Here is a 19,804-nt window from a genome sequence, read left to right as displayed (position 1 = left end):
AGGAATCAGCCGGTTTTTATTGGACTCAGCGTTTGAATATTGCGGTCAGAAACCGGGCCGATGGAGACATCTTGCGGTCCGGCCTCTGGGCGAAGCGTCAGCTCCAGCTCTTTTCCGCCGCAGCGGCGCGCCCTGCCAGACGTCCAAAGACGATGCACTCAGCGTTGTTGGTCGCGCCCTGATAGATGTTGCCCCACATGGAACCGAGTTCACCGGCAGCGTAGAGACGCGGCACCGGCTTATTCTCCGGGGTCATCACGTGTCCGTTCACGTCCTTCTTCGGACCGCCCTGGGTGTTCAGCATGGTCGGGTAGAGGACGATCGCGTAGTACGGGCCATTCTCAGCGAGCGGTGCGGAAACAATGCTCCCCGACTTGCGCTCGATATGAACAACGCTCTTATGCGGATTGTTGATCGGACGGGCAAACTGCGTGTCCTTTCCGGCCTTCACGTCTTCATTCCACTTCTTCACCGAGGCTTCGAGGTTCTCAGCCGGAACGCCGATGATCTTGGCGAGTTCCTTAAGGGAATCAGCCTTCTTGATCACGCCGCTCGCGACTTCCTTCGAATTGTCGAAGGACCACTTGTAGCCTTCACGGTTCACGGAGTAGCCGGACGTGATGCTGCCGATCGGGCCGCGCTTGAACGCGACATCGTCAAACACCACGTAGCAGGGGATATAGGGGTAACGATGGGTGATCGGGTCAAAACGGTTCACCATGTAGGCGCGGGTGTGGCCGTCAGCCGAGAACTCGTCGCAGAAGCGCTTGCCGTCCTGATCCACCCAGATGAAGGAAGGCGACATCATCTGAATCTGCATGGCAGCCTTGCAGCCCGGGAGCTCGCAGCCGAGCGGGCAGGAGTAGGCGGTCATGTGCCAGAGGCGGGCGCCGGCAGACTGCGCGAGGCGGACGCCGTCACCGGTGTTGCCCGGGTTGCCGAGAGCGTGGAACTTGTGGCCCTGGGCGAAAGTGGTGAGGGACTCCTGATCAAACTCATAGCCGCCGCAGGCCAGGATCACGGCGCGCTTCGCCTTGATGTTGATTTCCTTGCCGTCAGCCACCGCGACAACGCCGACCACTTCGTCGCCGTTCTTGATCAGCTGTTTCACGGCGGTGTTCAGCATGATCGGAATGTGGCGGTTTTCTTCGACGGCGTAGCGGTAGAGTTCAAAGAGGCAGTCGCCGCCGCGCTTCTTGCCGCGGACGCGCCACTTGTCGATCGCTTCCCAGCCCTTCAGATTCTGGAAACCGGCGTGGCCGTAAACCCAGAGCTTGGTGCCAGGCTTAAGCCCTTCCATAAAGCTCTTCACGCCCATGATCTCCTTGCAGAAGACCTTGAGAAGTTCAGGATCCTTTTCCGAATCCGCGAAGTCATACGTCGCGTTGAGATAGGTGAGAGCGTCAGCTTCGTTCTTCGGGATCATGAAGCCGCCGGAGGAAACCGCGGTGTTGCCGCCGCCCTCCTTCATCTTTTCGACGATCAGCACCTTCGCGCCCGCGTCATGCGCTGTGATAGCGGCACAGGCGCCGGCTCCGCCGTAGCCGACCATGAGAACATCGGTTTCCTTATCCCAGTGGATGTCCTTGGAATAGGGTTTCGCGATAGCGCTGGCAAACGGAAGGGACGCGACGGCGGCAGCACCGCCCTTAAGCAGATTTCTGCGGTTGAAATTCATAATTTTTCTCCTGGAGTGGGAGTCAGCAAAAAACGATTACGGAACTTTCACGGAAAACTCATGGCACTGGTCGCAGACGAGCTTCGGGGGCTTATGTCCCTGATGGCACTCGGTGCAGGCAATGGGGCCAAGGTGCGTGTTGTGGTAATTGATATCGCCGCCGGCTGTCTGCTCGGCAAGCTTTTCATAGCTTCCGCCATGACACTTGAGGCAGTTCTGCGGCGTGACGTTTTTGGAGCTGGGCGCTCCAGGATTGTGACAGGACTCGCATTTCACCCCCTTCGCTACATGGCGGTCAGCGAGAAAGTGCTGATCGGCCGCGAGAACGGGTGATGCGAGAAAAACTCCGGCCAGAAGTGCGGTTGCAAAAGTACGGAACTTCATGCAACTCTCCTAAATGCTCGGTTTTTTCTTATTTTTATTCGAATTCGTCTCCCAACTGAAAACGGATTCTATGTAATTCGAACGAACTAGTCAATAGGAGGTGTGCGGAGCGATGAACATGATCGAGACCATAAAAAAACCTCTGTTCCTTTGATAGAACAGAGGTTTTTCGCTTTTACGCGGCGTCAGAACCGGGGTTCCTGATCAGCGCTTTCCCCCAAGGACACGGCGCATGAAGAGCGCGGTGTCGCGGAGCGCTTCGCCGCTCAGCGTGTGCTCGGTCGGATAGTCGCGCCAGGAGACCGCGGCGCCAGCGCGGCTGATCGCCTGAAGCGACTGCTGCGCGACCGGAATCGGCACGATTTCATCGAAGTCACCGTTCCCCATAAAGACCGGCGTGGCGAGACCGCCCGGGCGGATTTCATCAGCGATACGGCCCGCGAGCGGCAGGCATCCGGAGAGCGAAATGATTCCGGCTATCGAGAGCTCTTCGCGGAGCCCGGTGAAGAGCGCCATCGAGCCGCCCTGCGAGAAGCCCGCGAGGAAAATTCTCTGCCGCGGCATGCCGCGGGCCGCGATCGAGTCGATCAGGCGGCTGATGCGGCGGGCGCTTATCCGGACGCCTTCCTCATCCTCGTAATCAATCAGATTCCGACCTGGCAGGTCGTACCAGGCACGGAGAGGGTTCGAGGGATCCATGGAGAGCTGCATCTCCGGCGCGTTCACCATCACGTACCGGGCGGCAGGGCCGCCAAGCTGCTCGATTTCGGAAGGCAGATCCGAGAAGTCATGAATGTCGACCCCCATGCCACCCAGCCACACGACGGTGCAGGGAGGGGGAAGACGGGTATCGGCGGGCTCAATCACAACGGTTTCAAGGTCAGACGCCGGAGGTTCCGGAACAGCGTTCCGGTTTCCGGGAATCCGAACGGGCGCCGGATCCACAAAGGCGGCCGTCTGGCGGGATTCTGCTTCAGGCTCCTTTTCCGGAGCCTGGGGCGCTTCTGTTTTTTCCGGTGCGTCAGCGGCAGCCTTTTCGGCCGCGGCCTTCAGAGCCTCCTCTCGCGCCTTCAGAGCGGATTTCGGACGGAAAGCCTTGCAGACCTCAGGACGCGTGTCCACCCACGGACCGCCGATCAGATCGATGCAGTAGGGAACCGCGGCAAAAATGCCGGGAACAATCACCTTCCCGTCTTCATCCCGAAGGCCTCCGAGGGTCTCCGCGATAGCCTTCGGCTGGCCGGGCAGATTGATGATGAGGGCAGCGTGATCCGGTATTTCACGAAGCGCGCCGACCTGGCGCGACAGGATCGCGGTCGGGACGAATTTAAGCGAGATCGCCCGCATCTGCTCGCCGAATCCGGGGAGCTCGCGGGTCGCCACGGCGAGCGTGGCTTCAGGCGTCACGTCGCGGCGCGAGGGGCCCGTGCCGCCGGTCGTGAGAACGAGGTCGCATTTTTCATCGTCAACCAGTTCGGTCAGCGTCTTTTCGATCGTGTAGCGGTCATCCGGAATCAGGCGCTCCGCGAAGCGGACCGGAGTCTCGATCGCGGCAGTGCACCATTCGCGCAGAGCCGGAATGCCCTTGTCCTCATAAACGCCGCTGCTCGCCCGGTCAGAAACCGAAACGAGACCGATCAGAATGCCTTCTTCATCCCTGTCACTCATGCCTCATCCTCCCCGGCGGTGTCACCGGTTTTTTCCGGGCTGCTCTGGAATTCCGGAAGCAGCGCCTCACGCAGCACGCGGAAGAGTTCGCGCTGGAACTTCGGGTTCCGTTTCGCGGGATCTTCCTTCGCGGCTTCGCGCCGCGCCATGCGGATCGTCTGACGCAGGCTCTGAAGGTCCACATCAGGGTGTGAGGAAACAAAGGCCGTCAGTGGCTCGTCTGACGCGATCAGTTCGTCGCGCAGTTTCTCGCAGCGATGCTGCAGCGCCACCATGCCGGCGCTCTGTCCCTTGACGTCAGCGATAGCCTTCCGGATCGCGTCCGCGTCGGCCTGCCGGAGCAGTTTCCCGATATGCTGAATCTGACGCTGCTTCGCCTTGAAGGTCTTGATGCGCTGGAACTCCTGCACTTCCCTCAGCACGTCGTCCGGGAGAGAGAGATTTGAAAGGGTTTCCTGCGGCATAGCGGTCAGCTGTTTGCCGAGATCCTGAAGGGCAAGCAGCTGGCGCTTTACTTCAGACTTGCTGGGGCCGTCGTACTCTTCCTCGCCGTCGTCACCGAAAGCGTAGGCATCTCTGACCATGATCTGCATGTATTGCGCCTCTTAAAAAATCTTGAATTGAAGAAACAGAAACACCGCCTTGGGAAAGACTCCGGAAGGCGGTGTGTTCATCAGGCGGAGGTCCGCCCGAAGTTTCCCCGGAACAACAGTTTACTTTGAATATTCACCGGCCGAAGGATCTTTTTCGCGGCGGGCGAAGAGGTCCTTCCAGAGACCGACCTGACGGAGCACCTGCGCAGGCGCCGTGCCGCCCGTGTGGTTGCGGGCCTTGAGAGCGCCTTCAAGCGTGAGGCTGTCATAAACGTCCTCACCGATCTTGTCGCTGAAGGACTGCAGCTTCTCAAGCGGCATCTCGTGGAGGCCGCACTTCATTTCAACCGCGGCGCGGACGATCTGCCCCACGATGTCGTGGGCGGAGCGGAACGGCACGCCCTTGCGGACGAGGTAGTCAGCGAGGTCGGTCGCCGTCGGATAGCCCGCGTGGCAGGCTTCGCGGAGCACATCACGCTGGGGTTCGACGCCCGGCATCATCTCGATGAAGGCGTGGAGCGTGTCGCGCACCGTGTCGATCGCGTCGAAAATCGGTTCCTTGTCCTCCTGCAGGTCCTTGTTGTAGGCGAGGGGCAGGCCCTTCAGCAGCACGCAGAACGCGCAGAGTTCGCCGATCACACGGGCAGCCTTGCCGCGGGACGTTTCGGGAACGTCCGGGTTCTTCTTCTGCGGCATGATCGAAGAGCCCGTCGTGAAGCGGTCCGGCAGGTGAATGAAGTTGAAACGCTGGCTCATCCAGTAGACGAGCTCTTCGGAGAGCCTCGAGATGTGAATCATGATGAGGCTGGCCGCGGCGAGGAATTCCACGCCGTAGTCGCGGTCAGAAACCGCGTCAAGCGAATTCTGCATGACGCCTTCGAACCCGAGAAGCTCAGCCGTGTACTCACGGTCGATCGGATAGGTGGTGCCGGCGAGAGCGGCGGCGCCAAGCGGCGAACGGTTCACGCGGTGCCGAAGGTCAAGCATGCGTTCGTGGTCGCGCTCGAACATTTCGACGTAGGCGAGCATGTGGTGACCGAAGGTGACCGGCTGCGCGACCTGCATGTGGGTGAAGCCCGGCATCACCGTGTCGGACTCCTTCTCCGCCACGCGCACGAGCACCTTCTGCAGTTCATTCAGCTGCGCGACGATGCCGTCGATTTCGTCCCGGAGGTAGAGACGGAGGTCAGTCGCGACCTGGTCGTTACGGGAGCGTCCGGTGTGGAGACGCTTGCCGGCGTCGCCGATCAGGGACGTCAGACGGGCTTCGATATTGAGATGCACGTCTTCGAGGGCGAGCTGCCACTCGAACTTGCCTCCGGCAATTTCCTCACTGATCTGCTTCATGCCGCGGCGGATATCGGCGAGATCCTGTTCGGAAATCACACCGGCCTTTTCCAGCATGGCAGCGTGGGCGAGAGAACCATTGATATCGGCTTTCGCCATCCGTTTATCGAAATTCACCGAAGCGGTATATCGCAGCACGAAGTCTGCGACAGGTTCGGAGAAGCGGCCCGACCAGGCCTTGTTTTTCGCGTGCAGCGGATCAGAAGAGTCGTTCGTATTTGCCATGACCAACGTCATTAATTTGGAGGAAAAACGTAATTTTACTTCGATTGCCGGGCAGAGCGCGCCTGAATGCTCCTTTTTTCGGCACCGCATCGCGTCATTTAAGGATCAGCTTCTGTCCCGCTGATACAATCGGAGCACCTGACCGGGTACGGTGCGGCAGAGCGCACGGTCCGGTCTCTGATTACATACAAAGGCAGGACACTGATGTCGGATAATTCTCGCTGCGTGATCGCGACACGCGAAAGCCCGCTTGCGCTCTGGCAGGCGGAGCATGTGAAGGCTCTTCTTGAAAACCGTTATGAAGGCATGACGGTCGAACTTCTCGGCATGACGACGAAGGGTGACCAGATCCTCGATAAGACTCTCTCGAAGATCGGCGGGAAAGGGCTTTTCGTGGTCGAGCTCGAGGAAACGATGCGGAAGGGAAAGGCTGACATCGCGGTCCACTCGCTGAAGGATGTGCCGATGGAGCTTTCCGAGGGCTTCGTGCTCGGCGCGGTCTCCGAGCGTGAGGATCCCCGCGACGCCTTCGTGAGCCCGAAGTACGCGGGTCTCGATGAAATGCCGGACGGCGCGGTTGTCGGCACCGCTTCGCTGAGACGGGAACTCATGATCCGAAGCCACTACCCGAAGCTGGTTGTGAAGCCGGTCCGGGGTAACGTCGGAACGCGTCTTCGTAAGCTTGATGAAGGCCAGTTTGACGCGCTCATCATGGCGTCCGCCGGTCTCAAGCGGCTGGGGTTCGGTGACCGGATCCGCACTGTGATCGATGCTTCGGTGAGCCTGCCGTCCCCCGGGCAGGGAGCGCTTGGCATCGAGGTGCGTGAGGGAGACGAAAAGACGCTCTCTCTCGTTTCCTTTATCAATTCGCCCGAAGTCCGGGCCTGCACCGCGGCGGAGCGTGAAGTGTCGCGGTCTCTCGGCGGCTCCTGCCAGGTGCCGCTCGCGGCCTACGCTGTCCCCGAGTCCGACGGCCGGATCTGGCTCCGCGCCATGGTCGGCAATCATCACACGGGCGAAGCGGTGTTTGCCGAAGCCCGCGGTCCGATGGAGTCGCCGCTCGATGTGGCGGCTGAAGTGCTTGAAGCCCTCCGCGCGAAGGGCGCTGAACGGATTCTGAAGGAGGTGCTCGGTTCATGACGGAGACTCAACTGAAGCAGCACCCTGTGATCCTGACGAGGACCGGGGCGGTGAATCAGAGGCTTGCCCTCCGGTTCTCGAAGCTCGGCTTCAGGACGTTCGCCTGGCCCGCCTTTACGATCAGGCTGCCGGAGGACGAGACGCCCGTTGTGAAGCGTTTTTCCGACCTTTCGGATATTGATCTCGTGCTGCTGGTGAGTCCGGCCTCGGTGGCCGCGGTGGCTCACTGGGTGGATCACTGGCCGTCTCACGTGACGCTTGCCACGGTGGGAGAGGGAACCGCTCGGGTTGCCCGCGCGGCCTGGGGGGAGTCCGTGCCGATCATATATCCGGCGGGTGACGCCGCGCACTCCGGAAGCGAAGCGCTGATGGCGGAGCTCCGGAAGCGGGGCATTCCTTCCCGGGTGCTGATCTGCCGCGGGCAGACCGGACGCGAGTGGCTTTCAGAAGAGCTCCTCTCGGAAGGCGCCGATGTGCAGAAACTGATGTGCTATGAACGGCTCCCGCTGCAGCTCACAGTGCTGCAGGAGGATGAGCTCCGGGAGGCGATGAAAGGACCGGCCCCGGTGACCTACATCACAAGTTCGGAGGCGATCGTGTCGCTTCTCCGGGCCGTGCATCCGGTGGAGGGGGCCTGGGAGTGGATCACTTCGGGTGCCGCCGTGGTGATTCACCCGAGAAGCGAATCAAAGGTGCTCGAGGCGGGATTCCATCTCGTGCGGATGTCCTCTCCGATCGATGACGAAGTCGAGAAGAACGTGATCGCCTGTGCGGAGGGACTCGGCTGATATCGGCCGAAGAACTCCGGCAAACGGCTTTTTCTCAGAAAGGATCAATTGAAATGCAGGCAAAAGTGGTTTTCGCCCAGATCAATCCGATGGTGGGTGATATCGCGGGGAATGCCGCCAGAATACTGACTGAAGCGAGGGAAGCCGCGGCCTCCGGCGCCTCGGTTCTCGTGACGCCTGAGCTCTCAATCTGCGGTTATCCGCCTGAAGACTGGGTGTCGAGAAAGGAGTTTCTCGCTTCCTGCAGCGACGCGGTCCGGAAGCTTGCCTCTGACCTCCGTGATCTCACGGATCTCGCGGTCATTGTCGGCACTCCGATCCAGAAAGACGGGAAAACCTATAACGCCGCGGTTCTGCTCCGGAATGGCGAGGCTGAGTCCTTTTATCTGAAGCATCACCTGCCGGAATACGGCGTGTTTGACGAGCCCCGGCTTTTTGCTCCGGGGGAAGGCGCTCTTGTCTTTGCGGCGGGCGGTGTCCGGTTCGGCATTCTGATCTGCGAGGACGGGTGGTACCCGGATCCCGCTGCGGAAGCCAAGGCCGCGGGGGCTGAAGTGCTCCTTTCCATCAACGCGTCGCCTTTCTCTGTCGGAAAGGCATCTGAACGGCTGAAGACCGCCCGTAACTGCCTCACGCCGACCGGTCTTCCCGCGGTGTACGTCAATATGGTGGGCGGCCAGGATGAGCTTGTCTTTGATGGCGGCAGTTTTGTATTGGATGGTGACGGCACTGTGATCAGCCGGCTTCCTGAGTTCCGAGAAGCGCGCGGCGAAGCGGTTTTCTCGCCGGGCGGCCGGATCCTCTCTGATGCCGCTCCGTCAGAGCCGCTTGAAGAGGATGAATCGGTCTACCGCGCCCTGATGCTTGCGGTTCAGGACTATGTGGGGAAGAACCGGTTCCCGGGCGTGATTCTTGGACTTTCGGGCGGCGTCGATTCCGCGCTGACTCTCGCGATCGCCGCGGACGCACTGGGACCGGACCGGGTCCGCGCTGTCATGATGCCGACAGAATACACGGCAGATATCAGCCTCGAAGATGCGGAGAAACTCGCCCGCACGCTGGGAGTCCGCTACGACGTCATCGCGATCAGCAGCGTCTTCAATCAGTACATGACGATGCTTACCCCTTACTTCGAAGGGCGTCCGTGGGATGTGACTGAAGAGAATCTTCAGGCCCGGATCCGCGGCATGATCCTGATGGCGCTTTCCAATAAGACCGGAGCCCTCGTTCTCACGACCGGGAATAAGAGCGAAAGCGCGGTTGGCTATTCGACCCTTTACGGTGACCTCGCGGGCGGCTTTGCGCTGATCCGCGATGTGCTGAAAACACGGGTTTACCGGCTCTGCGCCTGGAGAAACCGGAAGAATCCTGTGATACCCGAGCGGATTCTCACCCGGGCTCCATCCGCTGAGCTACGCGAAGGGCAGAAGGATGAGGACTCGCTTCCGCCCTACCCGGTGCTTGACCGGATCATCGAAAGCTATGTTGAGAAGCGTATGGCTCCGGGAGACATCGCGCGTCTTGATGGGATGAATCCTGAGACGGTAAAGCGCATAATCACCATGATCCACCGCTCTGAATACAAACGCCGTCAGAGCCCGACCGGTCCGAGAATCTCGCCTGTGGGGTTCGGCCGCGACTGGCGGTATCCCATCACGGGGAAAGTTAATTTCTAATTTGTCAGCATTCCAAAAAAGGATAGGGAAAGATGAAACAGATTGTCGCGATCATCAAACCGTTCAAGCTTGATGAAGTCCGGGAGGCTCTGGCGGATCTGGGGATCTCCGGGCTTACGGTCACGGAGGTAAAGGGATTCGGCCGCCAGAAGGGCCACACGGAGCTCTACCGCGGAGCTGAGTACATTGTTGACTTCCTTCCCAAGGTGAAGATTGAAACCGTGGTGTCGGATGATCTCTGTGACACCTGCGTTGAAGCGATCCAGAAAGCGGCCTACACGGGCAAGATCGGTGACGGCAAGATTTTTGTGAGCTCGCTCGAGCAGGTTATCCGCATCCGTACGGGTGAAACCGGGGACGCGGCGGTCTGATCAGACTGAGAGCTGTGCGCTGCCGCCAGGCAGCAGAAAGGGCGCCTCTTTCGAAGGCGCCCTTTTTCGATTTTGGGTCAGTGTTCGAGCCCGATCAGGAAAGCAATGACTGAACCCAGTCCGAAAAGCAGAATGCGGTTCCGGAAGGCTCTGTGTCCGCCTCCCTCCACCGCGAGCCTCGGAATCAGTTCGCACATGGAGATGTAGAGGAAGCTTGCCGCGGACAGCGCGAGCGCATAGGGGAGCATCCCGCGGATCCAGTCAAGAACCAGGTAGCCGAGAAGGCCGCCGGTTGCAGCAGAGGCGCCCGCAAGGAGCAGCAGCCGGAAGGCTTTTTCCCGGCTGAGTCCGGAGCGGGTGAGCAGCACAAAGTCACCGACCTCCTGCGGCAGCTCGTGAAGGAGAATGCCCGCCGTAATGGCCCAGCCGAGGTGCGGCGAGACAAGAAACGAACTCGCGATCACGATGCCGTCCGTAAACGTATGCAGCGAGTCCCCGATCACGATCGGCCAGACCCCGCGGATCCGGAGAGAGCCGGCCATCGGCTCCTCGCAGCCGTGGCTGTGGTGATGCAGATCGAAAATCTGCTCAAGCGTAAAAAGCAGGACGCAGGCTGCCCAGAGCGCGATGCCGATATGACGGGGCTCCGCGGCGTGCTCGAACGCCTCAGGCAGCAGGTGAGTGAAGGCGAGTGTAAGGAGAAGACCGGTGGAAACGCAGGAGAGACCTGCGCCCCAGCGATCCAGAATGCGGCCGTTCAGCGAATACGCTGTGACAATCGCAATGACGGTCGCAAGAAGGCAGGCCGCGATAATGGAGAAAAGCAGCATGTTCTGACGGTATCCGTCCTTACGGTCTCGGAGCCGAGTACGGTGCGTGCGCGACTCCCTTCAGAAGCACGATCAGGGCGCCGGATCCGCCGTCTATTTCCTGGGCTTCGGCAAACGCCATTACGCAGTCACACTGCTTCAGCCACCGACGCACCTTTTCCTTCAGCACCGAGTGGCCGCCCTCACTTCCATACCCTTTCCCATGCACGATACGGACGCAGCGGGCTCCGGATTTCTGCGAGGCCTTAAGGAATTGCATGACGGCTTCCCGCGCCGGATCCACCCGAAGACCGTGGAGATCAATATGGTTCTGCACAGTCCAGTCACCGCGGCGCAGTTTTTTGCAGATATCCGGCGGCAGACCGTCCCGCCAGAAGCAGCAGCCATCCTCACTCTGCAGGAAGGTGAGGGGATCAACATCGTCCGAGATGGAAGCCTGAAGCACTGCCTTATGCTCAGCCTGGGTCTGACGCGGAATCGGCGCGGGTTTCGGGTGAGGAAGCTCCGCACGCTTTTTCGTCCGGATCGGCTCCACGCCCATATTGGACATGGCTGACGCAAACGTCTGGGCGTCACGCGCCTGCTTTTCTTTCAAAGCCTGGGCGCGCTTGCGCTCTTCCTCTGCGGCGCGGGCTTTCTCCTCAAGCTCCTTGCCAATTTTTTTCAGATCCTGAAAACTGCTGAGTGTTGTCATTCTGATGCCTTAAACCTAACCGGACGGTGTTGCGATTTTAGCGGTCGAGCGCCTCAAGCCACTTCTGTGCGTCGAGCGCGGCCATGCAGCCGGTCCCTGCCGAAGTGATGGCCTGGGCATAAACCGGATCCTGCACGTCGCCCGCGGCAAAGACTCCGGGGACTGACGTTGCGGTCTTCGCGTCAGTGCCGCGGCCCGTGACAATATATCCGTTTTCAAGCGCGAGCTGTCCGGCGAAGATATCGGTGTTCGGCTTGTGACCGATTGCGATGAAGACGCCGTCCACCTTGATTTCTTCGGTTTCACCGGTTCCCGTGCTGCGAAGCCTGAGGCCGGTAACGCCCATCTTATCGCCGAGCACTTCATCCACTTCACGCTCCAGATGAAGGACGATCTTTCCTTCCTCCACGGCTTTCATAATCCGGGCGACCTCAATTGATTCCGCGCGGAAGGTGTCCCGGCGGTGAACGAGATGCACGACAGAAGCGATGTTCGACAGGTAGAGCGCTTCACTGCAGGCAGAGCTTCCGCCGCCAACGACCGCGACAGGCTTCTTGCGGTAGAAGAACCCGTCGCAGGTCGCGCAGGCGGAGACTCCCTTGCCGCGGAACGCGGTTTCGCTCGGAAGACCGAGGTACCGGGCAGAGGCGCCTGTCGCGATGATGACCGCGTCAGCCGTGTAGACACCCTGGGTGCCGGTAAGGGCAAAGGGCTTGGCGGACAGATCAGCCGAGGTGATGACATCATTCACCACTTTGGTGCCGAAGCGCTCAGCGTGCTTCGCCATCCGATCCATCAGCTCAGTGCCGAAAATACCTTCAACGGCACCCGGCCAGTTGTCGACTTCGTTTGTCGTAGTAAGCTGCCCCCCGGCTTCAAGACCGGTGATCAGGGTGGGATTCAGCCCCGCCCGGGCAGCATAAATCGCGGCGGTCCAGCCCGCAGGGCCTGAACCAAGGATAATAACGGGGCTATGCAGAGAAGAAGTCATTTTGTGTTCCTGTAAATGGCACGCATTTTTCTGTATGTTAATTAAAGCCCGCTTTTCAGGAGAGGCGCCTTGGGGGAAAATGGCAAAATTTCTCCGCCCTGCGCTTTCATATAATGGCACCCATGACTAAGAATCCTTCACCTTCCACCAGTGTGAAAAGGCGCCGCGCTCCGGTCGTCCGTCCGTATCTCAGACAGTCTATGAAGCAGACGGAGGCACCGAAGCGGAGAGATTTCACCGGAGTGAGACGTTTCCTCACGCGGATCAGCCGCGGGGCGATCTGGCTCGTGATAGCCGTACTGATCCTGCTGCTCACCGTTGCGCTGGCAACCTACAGCCCGGCAGACCCCGGTTTTTCGATTTCCATGCACGTCGATCAGGTGGAAAACTGGCTTGGCCGGACCGGAGCCTGGATCTCGGATGCCTTGATCTATATGTTCGGGGTGTCCTCCTGGTGGCTGGTAGTGACGGGGGTGTTTTCGCTTCTGTCGCTTGCTCTCGGATCGAGGCGTTCAGATAAAGTCCGGGAGCAGGAGCGCGGTCTGTCCTGGATCGTCAGCATCATCGGCTTCGTCTGCCTGATGTTTGGTTCCTGCTGCCTTGAGCGGTTCCTTGAGCTTGGAGTCTATGGTTTGCTTCCCGCGGGACCGGGCGGCGTCGTGGGGCATTTCTTCAGCCGCCCGATTGTTCACACGATCGGTGTCTATCCCGCGATGGCGGTTTTCCTTGTGATGGTCATCCTGGGTGCCTCGCTGCTGTTCCGCTTTTCCTGGATGGATATCTGTGAACGGATCGGTACTGTGATTGACACGATTCTTCACTGGGGTTCAATCCGCAGAGCAGAGGCTGAAGACCGTCGGATCGGTGAACAGGTGCGTCAGGAAAAGAGTTCTGAGACCCTCCCGGTGAAGCACGAAGTGAGTATTGAAAAGGCGCCGGCAGCAGCGACGCCTGAGACTGAGCACGAGGACGCCGCTGGCGACGCGGATGAATCTCCTGCAGCAGAGGCTCCGAAGCGCCCGGCGTCCAGGCCCTCCGCCCCCATTCCTCTCAGGACTGATCTTCCGGCTGGTCCGAGATTCCCGCTCTCTGTACTCGATCCTCCGGATCCGGAAGTGGATACGGTGGATGAGGACTCCCTTGCGCTCACCTGCCGTCTGATTGAGTCGAAACTGAAGAGTTTTGGTATTGATGCTGCGGTGGTTGCCGCCCGCCCGGGGCCCGTGATCACCCAGTTTGAAATTCAGCCAGGGGAAGGCGTGAAAGGATCCCGTATCGCGGATGTCTGTGATGATCTTGGGCGGGCCCTCGGTGTCGGTAATCTCCGAATCGTGATGAGCCTTCCCGGTACGACGAGCATGGGGCTGGAAATGCCAAGCGCCAATCGCCAGACGGTCAGGATTTCCGAGATTCTTGCGTCCGAGGAATTCACAAACTCAAAGTCGAAGCTCTCCCTTGCGCTTGGCAAAGATATCGCGGGCAACCCTTATGTGGTTGATCTCGCGAAGATGCCGCATCTGCTGGTTGCCGGTACGACCGGTTCCGGGAAGTCAGTCGGCATCAATGCCATGATTCTGTCGATCCTCTACCGCAGCACTCCGGACGAAGTCCGCTTCGTGATGATCGATCCTAAGATGGTGGAATTTTCTCCTTACGAGGGAATCCCGAATCTGCTCTGCCCGGTGGTGACAGATATGAGCAAGGCTGTAAACGCTCTGCAGTGGCTGACCCGGGAAATGAACCGCCGCTATTCGCTTATGCGCCGTGTCGGCGTCAAGCGGTTTGAAGCGTTCAATGAAAAGGTGAAGGAAGCCGAGGAGCAGGGCCGCCCGCTCTCAGTGCCTTCTGCCTCCAACCCCGATGAGATGGAAGAGCTGAAACCCTGGCCCTACATTGTGGTTGTGGTAGATGAGCTTGCTGATCTGATTCTGGTCGGTTCCCGCCGTGAGGTCGAAGTTCTCATCACGAGTCTCGCTCAGAAAGCCCGCGCGGCTGGTATTCATCTGATCCTTGCGACCCAGAGGCCGAGCACCGACGTGGTGACTCCGCTGATCAAGGCGAACATTCCGGCTCATATCGCGTTCCAGGTGGTAACCCGCTACGACTCGCAGGTAATTATGGGTGAGCCGGGAGCGGAGAACCTGATCGGAAACGGTGACATGCTGTTCCGCGTCCCTGGTATGAGCTCCATGGTGCGTCTGCAGGGCTGCTATGTTTCAGACCATGACGTGGACAGCGCGGTGGCGGAACTGAAGAAGTACGGCAGCCCCGAGTATGTGGATGATGTCATGGAGAAGGTGGAGCCGGAAGCAGGTCCCACACAGAATGGTGGCGAGTCGGATGCTCTTTACGACAAGGCGGTTGAGATTGTGCTTTCCACCAAGCGGCCGACGATTTCGTCCGTTCAGCGTCATCTTTCGATTGGGTACAACCGTGCGGCCAATCTGATCGAAGCGATGGAAAAAGCGGGCATTGTGTCTGCCCCTGATTCCTCAGGAAAGCGTACGATTCTCACCCCTGTTGGACCGGATTAACCAGAGACTCTGCGCAGTCTCTCATCAACCGTAACGGAAATTTGCAATATGACAGAACCTTCTCAGGTAGATTTGAACCGATACAGCTTCAGGCTCGTGCTTGGGCGGACCGATTCCGGCGCCGTCTGGCCGCTGGCTCTTCATGAGAGCCATGGAATCATCGCCTCGGGCTCTGACGCGGAGGCTCTGCGGGCGCTCGCATCGGCTCAGCTGGAGAGTCTTTTCCATCAGGAGTGCATCGGAAACGCCGAGCTCATCTGGCCCGGTCAGACGCTGCCCGCCTGGGCCGAGGGACGGAAGGATGTGACCGTGGTTTCCGAACCGGATGAGATTTTTTCTCAGCTTGAAACCTTTGTCGAGGAACAGAACCGCCGCTTTGACCTGATGCATGAGGCTGGATCCAATAACCTCCCGCATTACAACGCGGCGTCCGCTTCTGCGGGGCGAGATCTGCTGCCTTTCCGGATGTTCTTCATTGAAGATCTTCCGGGGACGGTATCCCGTCTTGGGCACACTTTCCTCGATAAGCTCTGCTATGCGGCGCGGTATGGAAGAGCCTGCGGCATGCTTCCGTATGTCTGCACGCAGAATCCGGCTCCCGAAGGACTGCCGGCGCTCCTGAAAGCTGAAGTGGGTGATCGTGTCTGCCTCCGGGTGCCGAGCCGCCGTGATTCTGTCATGGCGCTGATGGCGGTTGGGGCAGAGACGCTTTCCGACGGCGAACTCCTTTACAGGAATGTTGAGGAGAAAGAAGAGGCCGTCAGGCTTCACTATTGATTGGGACAGAACCAGATGCAAAAAAAAGCGTGTGCGGCGCTTGCCTCCGCATTGCTTCTCGGAAGTTTTTCTATTCCTTCGCTGGCCTCCGGAACGGAGCAGCTTGCGGCGTTCCTGAAGGGGACGCATTCCGCGAGCGGTTCTTTTTCCCAGGTGACCGCAGACCGGAAGGGAAAGACCGGGCAGACCATGTCCGGGGTATTCAAATTCCAGAGACCGGGAAAGTTTGTCTGGAATTATGAAAAGCCCTACGAGCAGGGCATTTACTGCAACGGCCGGACGATTTCTGTCTGGGATCCGGATCTGAGACAGGTAACGGTGAAGGCAATTGCTTCCTCCATGCCTTCAAGCCCGGCTGCCATTCTTTTCGGAAACAATGATTTCCGGCGCGATTTCACGGTGAAGGATGCCGGTACGAAGGATGGGCTTGAGTGGATCGACGCAGTGCCTAAGCTGCACGATACGAGTTTCACTGATATTCGCATCGGATTCCGGGATGGTCTTCCTGCCGCGATGACGCTTAAAGATTCGTTCGGACAGACGATTACGCTTCATATGTCTGATATGAAAAAGAATCCTTCAATCAGCAGCTCAGCGTTTGAATTCCGTCCTCCGAAAGGGGCGGAAATTCTCCGTCAGTAAAAGCGCAGTTTTTCACGAGAATCCCCGCAATATTCTTATAATCAAAGAATCTTAAGAATTAAGGGTCGATGGGCCTCGTGCCCCTTGATCCGTTGCTGGGGGTCCTTGATGGATTTCAACATGCGCGTCCAGCGCATTGATCAGGCCATTCAGTCGGACGGCATCGTCCCCCTGGAGGGTCTGCTCCGTGCGACTGGGAGCAGTATTCCGACTCTCAGGCGTGACCTGAAGTATATGCGAGGGAAGCTGGGCTTTCCTATTGTTTATTCACGGAAAAAGAACGGCTACCGCTATGGAAGTGAGAGCAGCGGAGAGCCGGCCCGTGTTCCTGCGGAAGCGGCGCTTCCGCATCTCTGGTTTTCGCCCTCTGAACTGCCGGTCCTTCTCGCCGGCTATAAGTCGCTTCGCCGATTGCTAGACAGCGGTGCCTTTTCTCGTCTTACTGAGACAGAGGCACGGGCGGAACTTGCCCGGATTTATATGAAGCTCGGCTCTGGTGACAGAGAAAGGAAAGAGCTTCTGAAACGCGTGATTCTCGAGGAAGAACCGGAATCGCTTCCGGATGCCGGCGTTTTTGAAACCGTGGGGCATGCCCTGGTTTCTCAGCGTCGTCTCTCGGTTTCCGTGACGCCAGGCGTCCGTTCGCTTGAAATTTCCCCGCTTCGGTTGATTTCCCGCAGAATCGGCTGGCTGCTTGCTGTCTGGATGCATGAGGCTTCCGCGCTTGCTCTGCTTCCGGTTGATCGCATCATGTCAGCCCGAGAGCTTCAGACCCGGACTCATTTCGTATCGCAGAGAGGGCTCGCTGCTTTTCTGGAGAACGCATCATGACAGAAGAGCAGAAACGCCGTCACGGACACCGTCCTCAGAAACAGAGAAAGAAGCAGGAGCTGCCGGAGATCTTTTTCTGCGGCGATCCACATGGAGAGTTTTCCCAGATTCTGTCCGCGGCAAGAGACTATAAGCCGGCGGCCATGGTGATTCTCGGAGATCTTCAGCCATCAAAGCCGCTTGAGGAAGTGCTGGCCGAAGCCATGGCATTTACGGAAATCTGGTGGATTCCGGGGAATCACGATACCGACTCTGACGCGATTTATGACAATCTCTGGAAGAGCCCGCTGGCGGCACATAACCTGCACGGCCGTGTCGGCAATGTGAAGGGGGTTCGGATTGCCGGGCTTGGAGGCGTGTTCCGGGGGCAGATATGGATGCCGGACGGAAAGCCGAACTATGCCTCGGTTGGAGCCTTCCTGCACCGGGTCGGAAAAAACAACACGTGGAGAGGGGGGCTGCCGAGACGTCACCGGTCCTCTATTTTCCCATCCGTCTATGAAAACCTGTCCCGTCAGCACGCCGATATCCTCGTGACGCATGAGGCGCCGTCCTGCCATCGGAAGGGTTTCGCCGCGATTGACCGGCTGGCAATGGATCTTCATGTGAAGTGGCTGTTTCACGGTCATCAGCATGAAAGCATCAGCTATGGCAAATACAGCGGCATCCAGGTCTGTTCGGTTGGTCTCAGAGGGATCGTGAATCTGCGCGGCGAGGTTGTGGTCGAAGCACAGATTGATCCAAAGGATGCCGCTGCGCTTGAAGCGCGGGGCGATGCCGTTGTTGAGACGAAAGGTGAAACCTCGATTCTGGTCTTTCCGGATAAATCCGGAAGCCGAGGCCAGGGCCTGTCGGGCAAGGTGATTGCCCAGCCCTGGCGGAGTCTTGATCAGACATCAAACAGACCGAAGAAAGGCTGAACCTGTACGGTTTCCCCGGGCTGAACAATGTCGCGGTCTGCATTCAGCCAGACGATGCAGTTTCCGCGGCAGAGCGAAGTCAGCATCGCCGAGGACTGCATTCCGGTGCTCCTGACCACGCAGACGCCGTTTTCATTGATACGGAAAATTCCCCGCTGCATTTCATAGCGGCCGAGGCGCTTTTTGAAGCGGCCTTCAGCGACGGCGGTCAGAGTAACGGGACGAAGGTCACCGGCCTCACCGCCGGTTCTGCGAATAGCGGCACGGGCGTATTCAAGATAGGTCACCGCGGCTGCTACCGGATTCCCCGGGAGGCAGAAGAGCGGTTTGCCGCTGATCATACCCACTGCCATCGGGCGGCCCGGGCGCATATTGATTTCCCAATCGAAGATCTCGCCGCTGTGTGAGACGACAAAGCGGGTGAAATCCGCCTCACCGACAGAGACACCGCCGCTCGTCAGAACGATATCAGCCGTAAAAGCTTTTTCCAGAGCGCTGAGAAGAGCGTCCGGGGAATCCTTCACAATACCAACGCGGATGACATCAGCGCCTGCTTTCTTTGCCAGGGCTTCAAGGGAGAAGGAGTTGGAATCATAAATTTCACCATCCTTCAGCGGGGTGCCCGGCTGCACCAGTTCATCACCGGTCGCGAGAATAGCGACAACCGGTTTTCTGAACACACGGACCGCGGGAATCCCAAGGGTGGCGAGAAGTCCGATCTGCGGGGGAGTCAGACGGAGTCCCTTCGAGAGGGCCACTTTGCCAAGCGCAAGCTCTTCCCCCTTCAGGCGAACGTTATCTCCCTGACGGATGCCGGCTTCAAAAGTGACTGTATCGCCGTCAGCGGAGGAAAGCTCCTGCTGGATCACGGTGTCACAGGAGGCGGGGACGACTGCCCCGGTCATAATCCGGATACATTCTCCGGATCCCAGCTCACCCTCAAAAGGGTGGCCGGCAAAAGATTTTCCCACAACACGCAGAGTTCCTGAACCATCAGCATTGAGATCGGCAAATCTCATCGCGTAGCCATCCATTGCGGAATTGTTTGCTTCAGGAACATTAACGGGGCTCGCTACGTCCTCTGCCAGAACGCGGCCAAGAGCGTCGGCAATCGGAAGCTGTTCCGTTTCAGAAACCGCGTGGCACAGGGAATCAATGCGCGCCCTGGCTTCATCGGCCGTGATTGAAGGGCGGTGGGGATAATTGGGCATGCTGCCTCCATTTACTAGCTATGAGCAGAAAGTTACGGAAAGTTTAGTCGAGCAGGCCTTTGTTCTGAAGCTTTTCGTTATTAGGCCGAAAGGATAGGGTGAATTGAGAAAAAATTTTTTAAATTTTTTCTCAATAAAAATTAAATGCTTAATGGCAAAATATCGAAATAATCAACTTCAGAGCAAAAAAATATTTGCATTTTTAAAATCGGGAGAGTAAGATACACATCCTGTCGCTGCGATGCAGTGACGATCTTTAAAAACTGAATAACGAACCGATAAGCGTGAGCATCTGGTTTTGAAGAGCTTCAGCTCATAAAAAATCAGGTGCTTGAAAAGACGAATGGAATGATGCAGAAGCGAAAGCTTCTGAGAAATACCAGTCGATAATTTTGAGCGCGACGCTTCAGGAAACTGAAGCAAATGAAGTAATAGCAGTGATTGAACTCAAGAGTTTGATCCTGGCTCAGATTGAACGCTGGCGGCATGCCTTACACATGCAAG

At 58.5% G+C, this 19,804-nt stretch carries 18 protein-coding genes; 9 read left to right on the top strand and 9 right to left on the bottom strand.

Going from position 1 to position 19,804, the window contains the following annotated elements:
- Window positions 1–97: 97 nt before the first annotated feature.
- The 5 genes from BN1936_RS00125 to argH form a co-directional block, all read right to left on the bottom strand.
- Window positions 98–1,678, bottom strand: coding sequence for an FAD-dependent oxidoreductase (locus BN1936_RS00125; protein ID WP_022442904.1), 1,581 nt, complete (start codon window positions 1,676–1,678; stop codon window positions 98–100).
- A 36-nt stretch (window positions 1,679–1,714) separates the two neighbouring features.
- A complete protein-coding gene (locus BN1936_RS00120) occupies window positions 1,715–2,062 on the bottom strand; it encodes a cytochrome c3 family protein (RefSeq protein WP_022442903.1) in 348 nt (115 codons plus the stop codon).
- Window positions 2,063–2,266: 204 nt separating this feature from the next.
- Window positions 2,267–3,730 carry a molybdopterin adenylyltransferase gene (gene mog, locus BN1936_RS00115; protein ID WP_022442902.1) on the bottom strand — a complete coding sequence of 488 codons (1,464 nt, stop codon included), beginning with the start codon at window positions 3,728–3,730 and terminating at the stop codon, window positions 2,267–2,269.
- Window positions 3,727–4,323, bottom strand: a complete 597-nt coding sequence (yjgA, locus tag BN1936_RS00110) for a ribosome biogenesis factor YjgA (RefSeq protein WP_022442901.1) — start codon at window positions 4,321–4,323, stop codon at window positions 3,727–3,729. The genes mog and yjgA overlap by 4 nt, the downstream gene beginning before the upstream one ends.
- A 120-nt stretch (window positions 4,324–4,443) precedes the next feature.
- On the bottom strand, window positions 4,444–5,895 hold the full coding sequence (gene argH, locus BN1936_RS00105; RefSeq protein WP_049686368.1) for an argininosuccinate lyase: 1,452 nt from the start codon (window positions 5,893–5,895) through the stop codon (window positions 4,444–4,446).
- A gap of 204 nt (window positions 5,896–6,099) precedes the next feature.
- Here argH and hemC point away from each other — a divergent pair, with 204 nt between their 5' ends.
- Genes hemC through BN1936_RS00085 form a run of 4 tightly spaced genes read left to right on the top strand, consistent with a single transcriptional unit; the run spans window position 6,100 to window position 9,870 of the window.
- On the top strand, window positions 6,100–7,035 hold the full coding sequence (gene hemC / locus BN1936_RS00100; protein WP_022442899.1) for a hydroxymethylbilane synthase: 936 nt from the start codon (window positions 6,100–6,102) through the stop codon (window positions 7,033–7,035).
- Window positions 7,032–7,823: a uroporphyrinogen-III synthase gene (locus BN1936_RS00095; RefSeq protein WP_022442898.1), complete on the top strand. Its 792-nt coding sequence runs from the start codon at window positions 7,032–7,034 to the stop codon at window positions 7,821–7,823. The genes hemC and BN1936_RS00095 overlap by 4 nt, the downstream gene beginning before the upstream one ends.
- A gap of 53 nt (window positions 7,824–7,876) precedes the next feature.
- Entirely contained in the window at window positions 7,877–9,499 is a 1,623-nt protein-coding gene (locus BN1936_RS00090) for an NAD+ synthase (RefSeq protein WP_022442897.1), read from the top strand.
- 32 nt (window positions 9,500–9,531) lie between these two features.
- Window positions 9,532–9,870 carry a P-II family nitrogen regulator gene (locus BN1936_RS00085; RefSeq protein WP_022442896.1) on the top strand — a complete coding sequence of 113 codons (339 nt, stop codon included), beginning with the start codon at window positions 9,532–9,534 and terminating at the stop codon, window positions 9,868–9,870.
- Between the two features lie 77 nt (window positions 9,871–9,947).
- Here the strand turns inward: BN1936_RS00085 and BN1936_RS00080 are convergent, their stop codons facing one another.
- The 3 genes from BN1936_RS00080 to trxB are packed head-to-tail and all read right to left on the bottom strand — an operon-like array spanning window position 9,948 to window position 12,385.
- On the bottom strand, window positions 9,948–10,700 hold the full coding sequence (locus BN1936_RS00080) for a ZIP family metal transporter (protein ID WP_022442895.1): 753 nt from the start codon (window positions 10,698–10,700) through the stop codon (window positions 9,948–9,950).
- A 19-nt stretch (window positions 10,701–10,719) separates the two neighbouring features.
- A complete protein-coding gene (locus BN1936_RS00075) occupies window positions 10,720–11,394 on the bottom strand; it encodes a Smr/MutS family protein (protein ID WP_022442894.1) in 675 nt (224 codons plus the stop codon).
- A 37-nt stretch (window positions 11,395–11,431) separates the two neighbouring features.
- Window positions 11,432–12,385 (bottom strand): thioredoxin-disulfide reductase, encoded by a 954-nt coding sequence (gene trxB, locus BN1936_RS00070; protein WP_049686367.1) that lies wholly within the window; start codon window positions 12,383–12,385, stop codon window positions 11,432–11,434.
- Window positions 12,386–12,627: 242 nt separating this feature from the next.
- Between trxB and BN1936_RS00065 the strand changes: the two genes are divergently transcribed.
- The 5 genes from BN1936_RS00065 to BN1936_RS00045 all read left to right on the top strand — a co-directional run bounded on the left by BN1936_RS00065 (window position 12,628) and on the right by BN1936_RS00045 (window position 18,089).
- Window positions 12,628–14,919 (top strand): DNA translocase FtsK, encoded by a 2,292-nt coding sequence (locus tag BN1936_RS00065; protein ID WP_187367738.1) that lies wholly within the window; start codon window positions 12,628–12,630, stop codon window positions 14,917–14,919.
- A 48-nt stretch (window positions 14,920–14,967) separates the two neighbouring features.
- Window positions 14,968–15,696 (top strand): cell division protein FtsK, encoded by a 729-nt coding sequence (locus tag BN1936_RS00060; protein WP_022442891.1) that lies wholly within the window; start codon window positions 14,968–14,970, stop codon window positions 15,694–15,696.
- A gap of 15 nt (window positions 15,697–15,711) precedes the next feature.
- Window positions 15,712–16,338, top strand: coding sequence for an outer membrane lipoprotein chaperone LolA (gene lolA, locus BN1936_RS00055; RefSeq protein WP_022442890.1), 627 nt, complete (start codon window positions 15,712–15,714; stop codon window positions 16,336–16,338).
- A gap of 108 nt (window positions 16,339–16,446) precedes the next feature.
- The gene (locus BN1936_RS00050; protein ID WP_049686365.1) at window positions 16,447–17,169 is read left to right on the top strand and encodes a helix-turn-helix transcriptional regulator; all 723 of its coding nucleotides are present in this window, start codon (window positions 16,447–16,449) and stop codon (window positions 17,167–17,169) included.
- Entirely contained in the window at window positions 17,166–18,089 is a 924-nt protein-coding gene (locus BN1936_RS00045) for a metallophosphoesterase family protein (RefSeq protein ID WP_022442888.1), read from the top strand. Before BN1936_RS00050 ends, BN1936_RS00045 begins: the two co-directional genes overlap by 4 nt.
- On the opposite strand, the gene moeA is transcribed toward BN1936_RS00045, so the two are convergent.
- The gene (gene moeA, locus BN1936_RS00040) at window positions 18,059–19,300 is read right to left on the bottom strand and encodes a molybdopterin molybdotransferase MoeA (RefSeq protein ID WP_049686364.1); all 1,242 of its coding nucleotides are present in this window, start codon (window positions 19,298–19,300) and stop codon (window positions 18,059–18,061) included. The genes BN1936_RS00045 and moeA overlap by 31 nt on opposite strands.
- Window positions 19,301–19,804: the final 504 nt, after the last annotated feature.

The sequence above is a fragment of the Dakarella massiliensis genome (assembly GCF_001182045.1).
Classification (GTDB): Bacteria; Pseudomonadota; Gammaproteobacteria; order Burkholderiales; family Burkholderiaceae_F; genus Mesosutterella; species Mesosutterella massiliensis.
The sequence above is the reverse complement of the archived record's forward strand: the minus strand, read 5'-3'. Positions and strand labels throughout refer to the sequence as shown.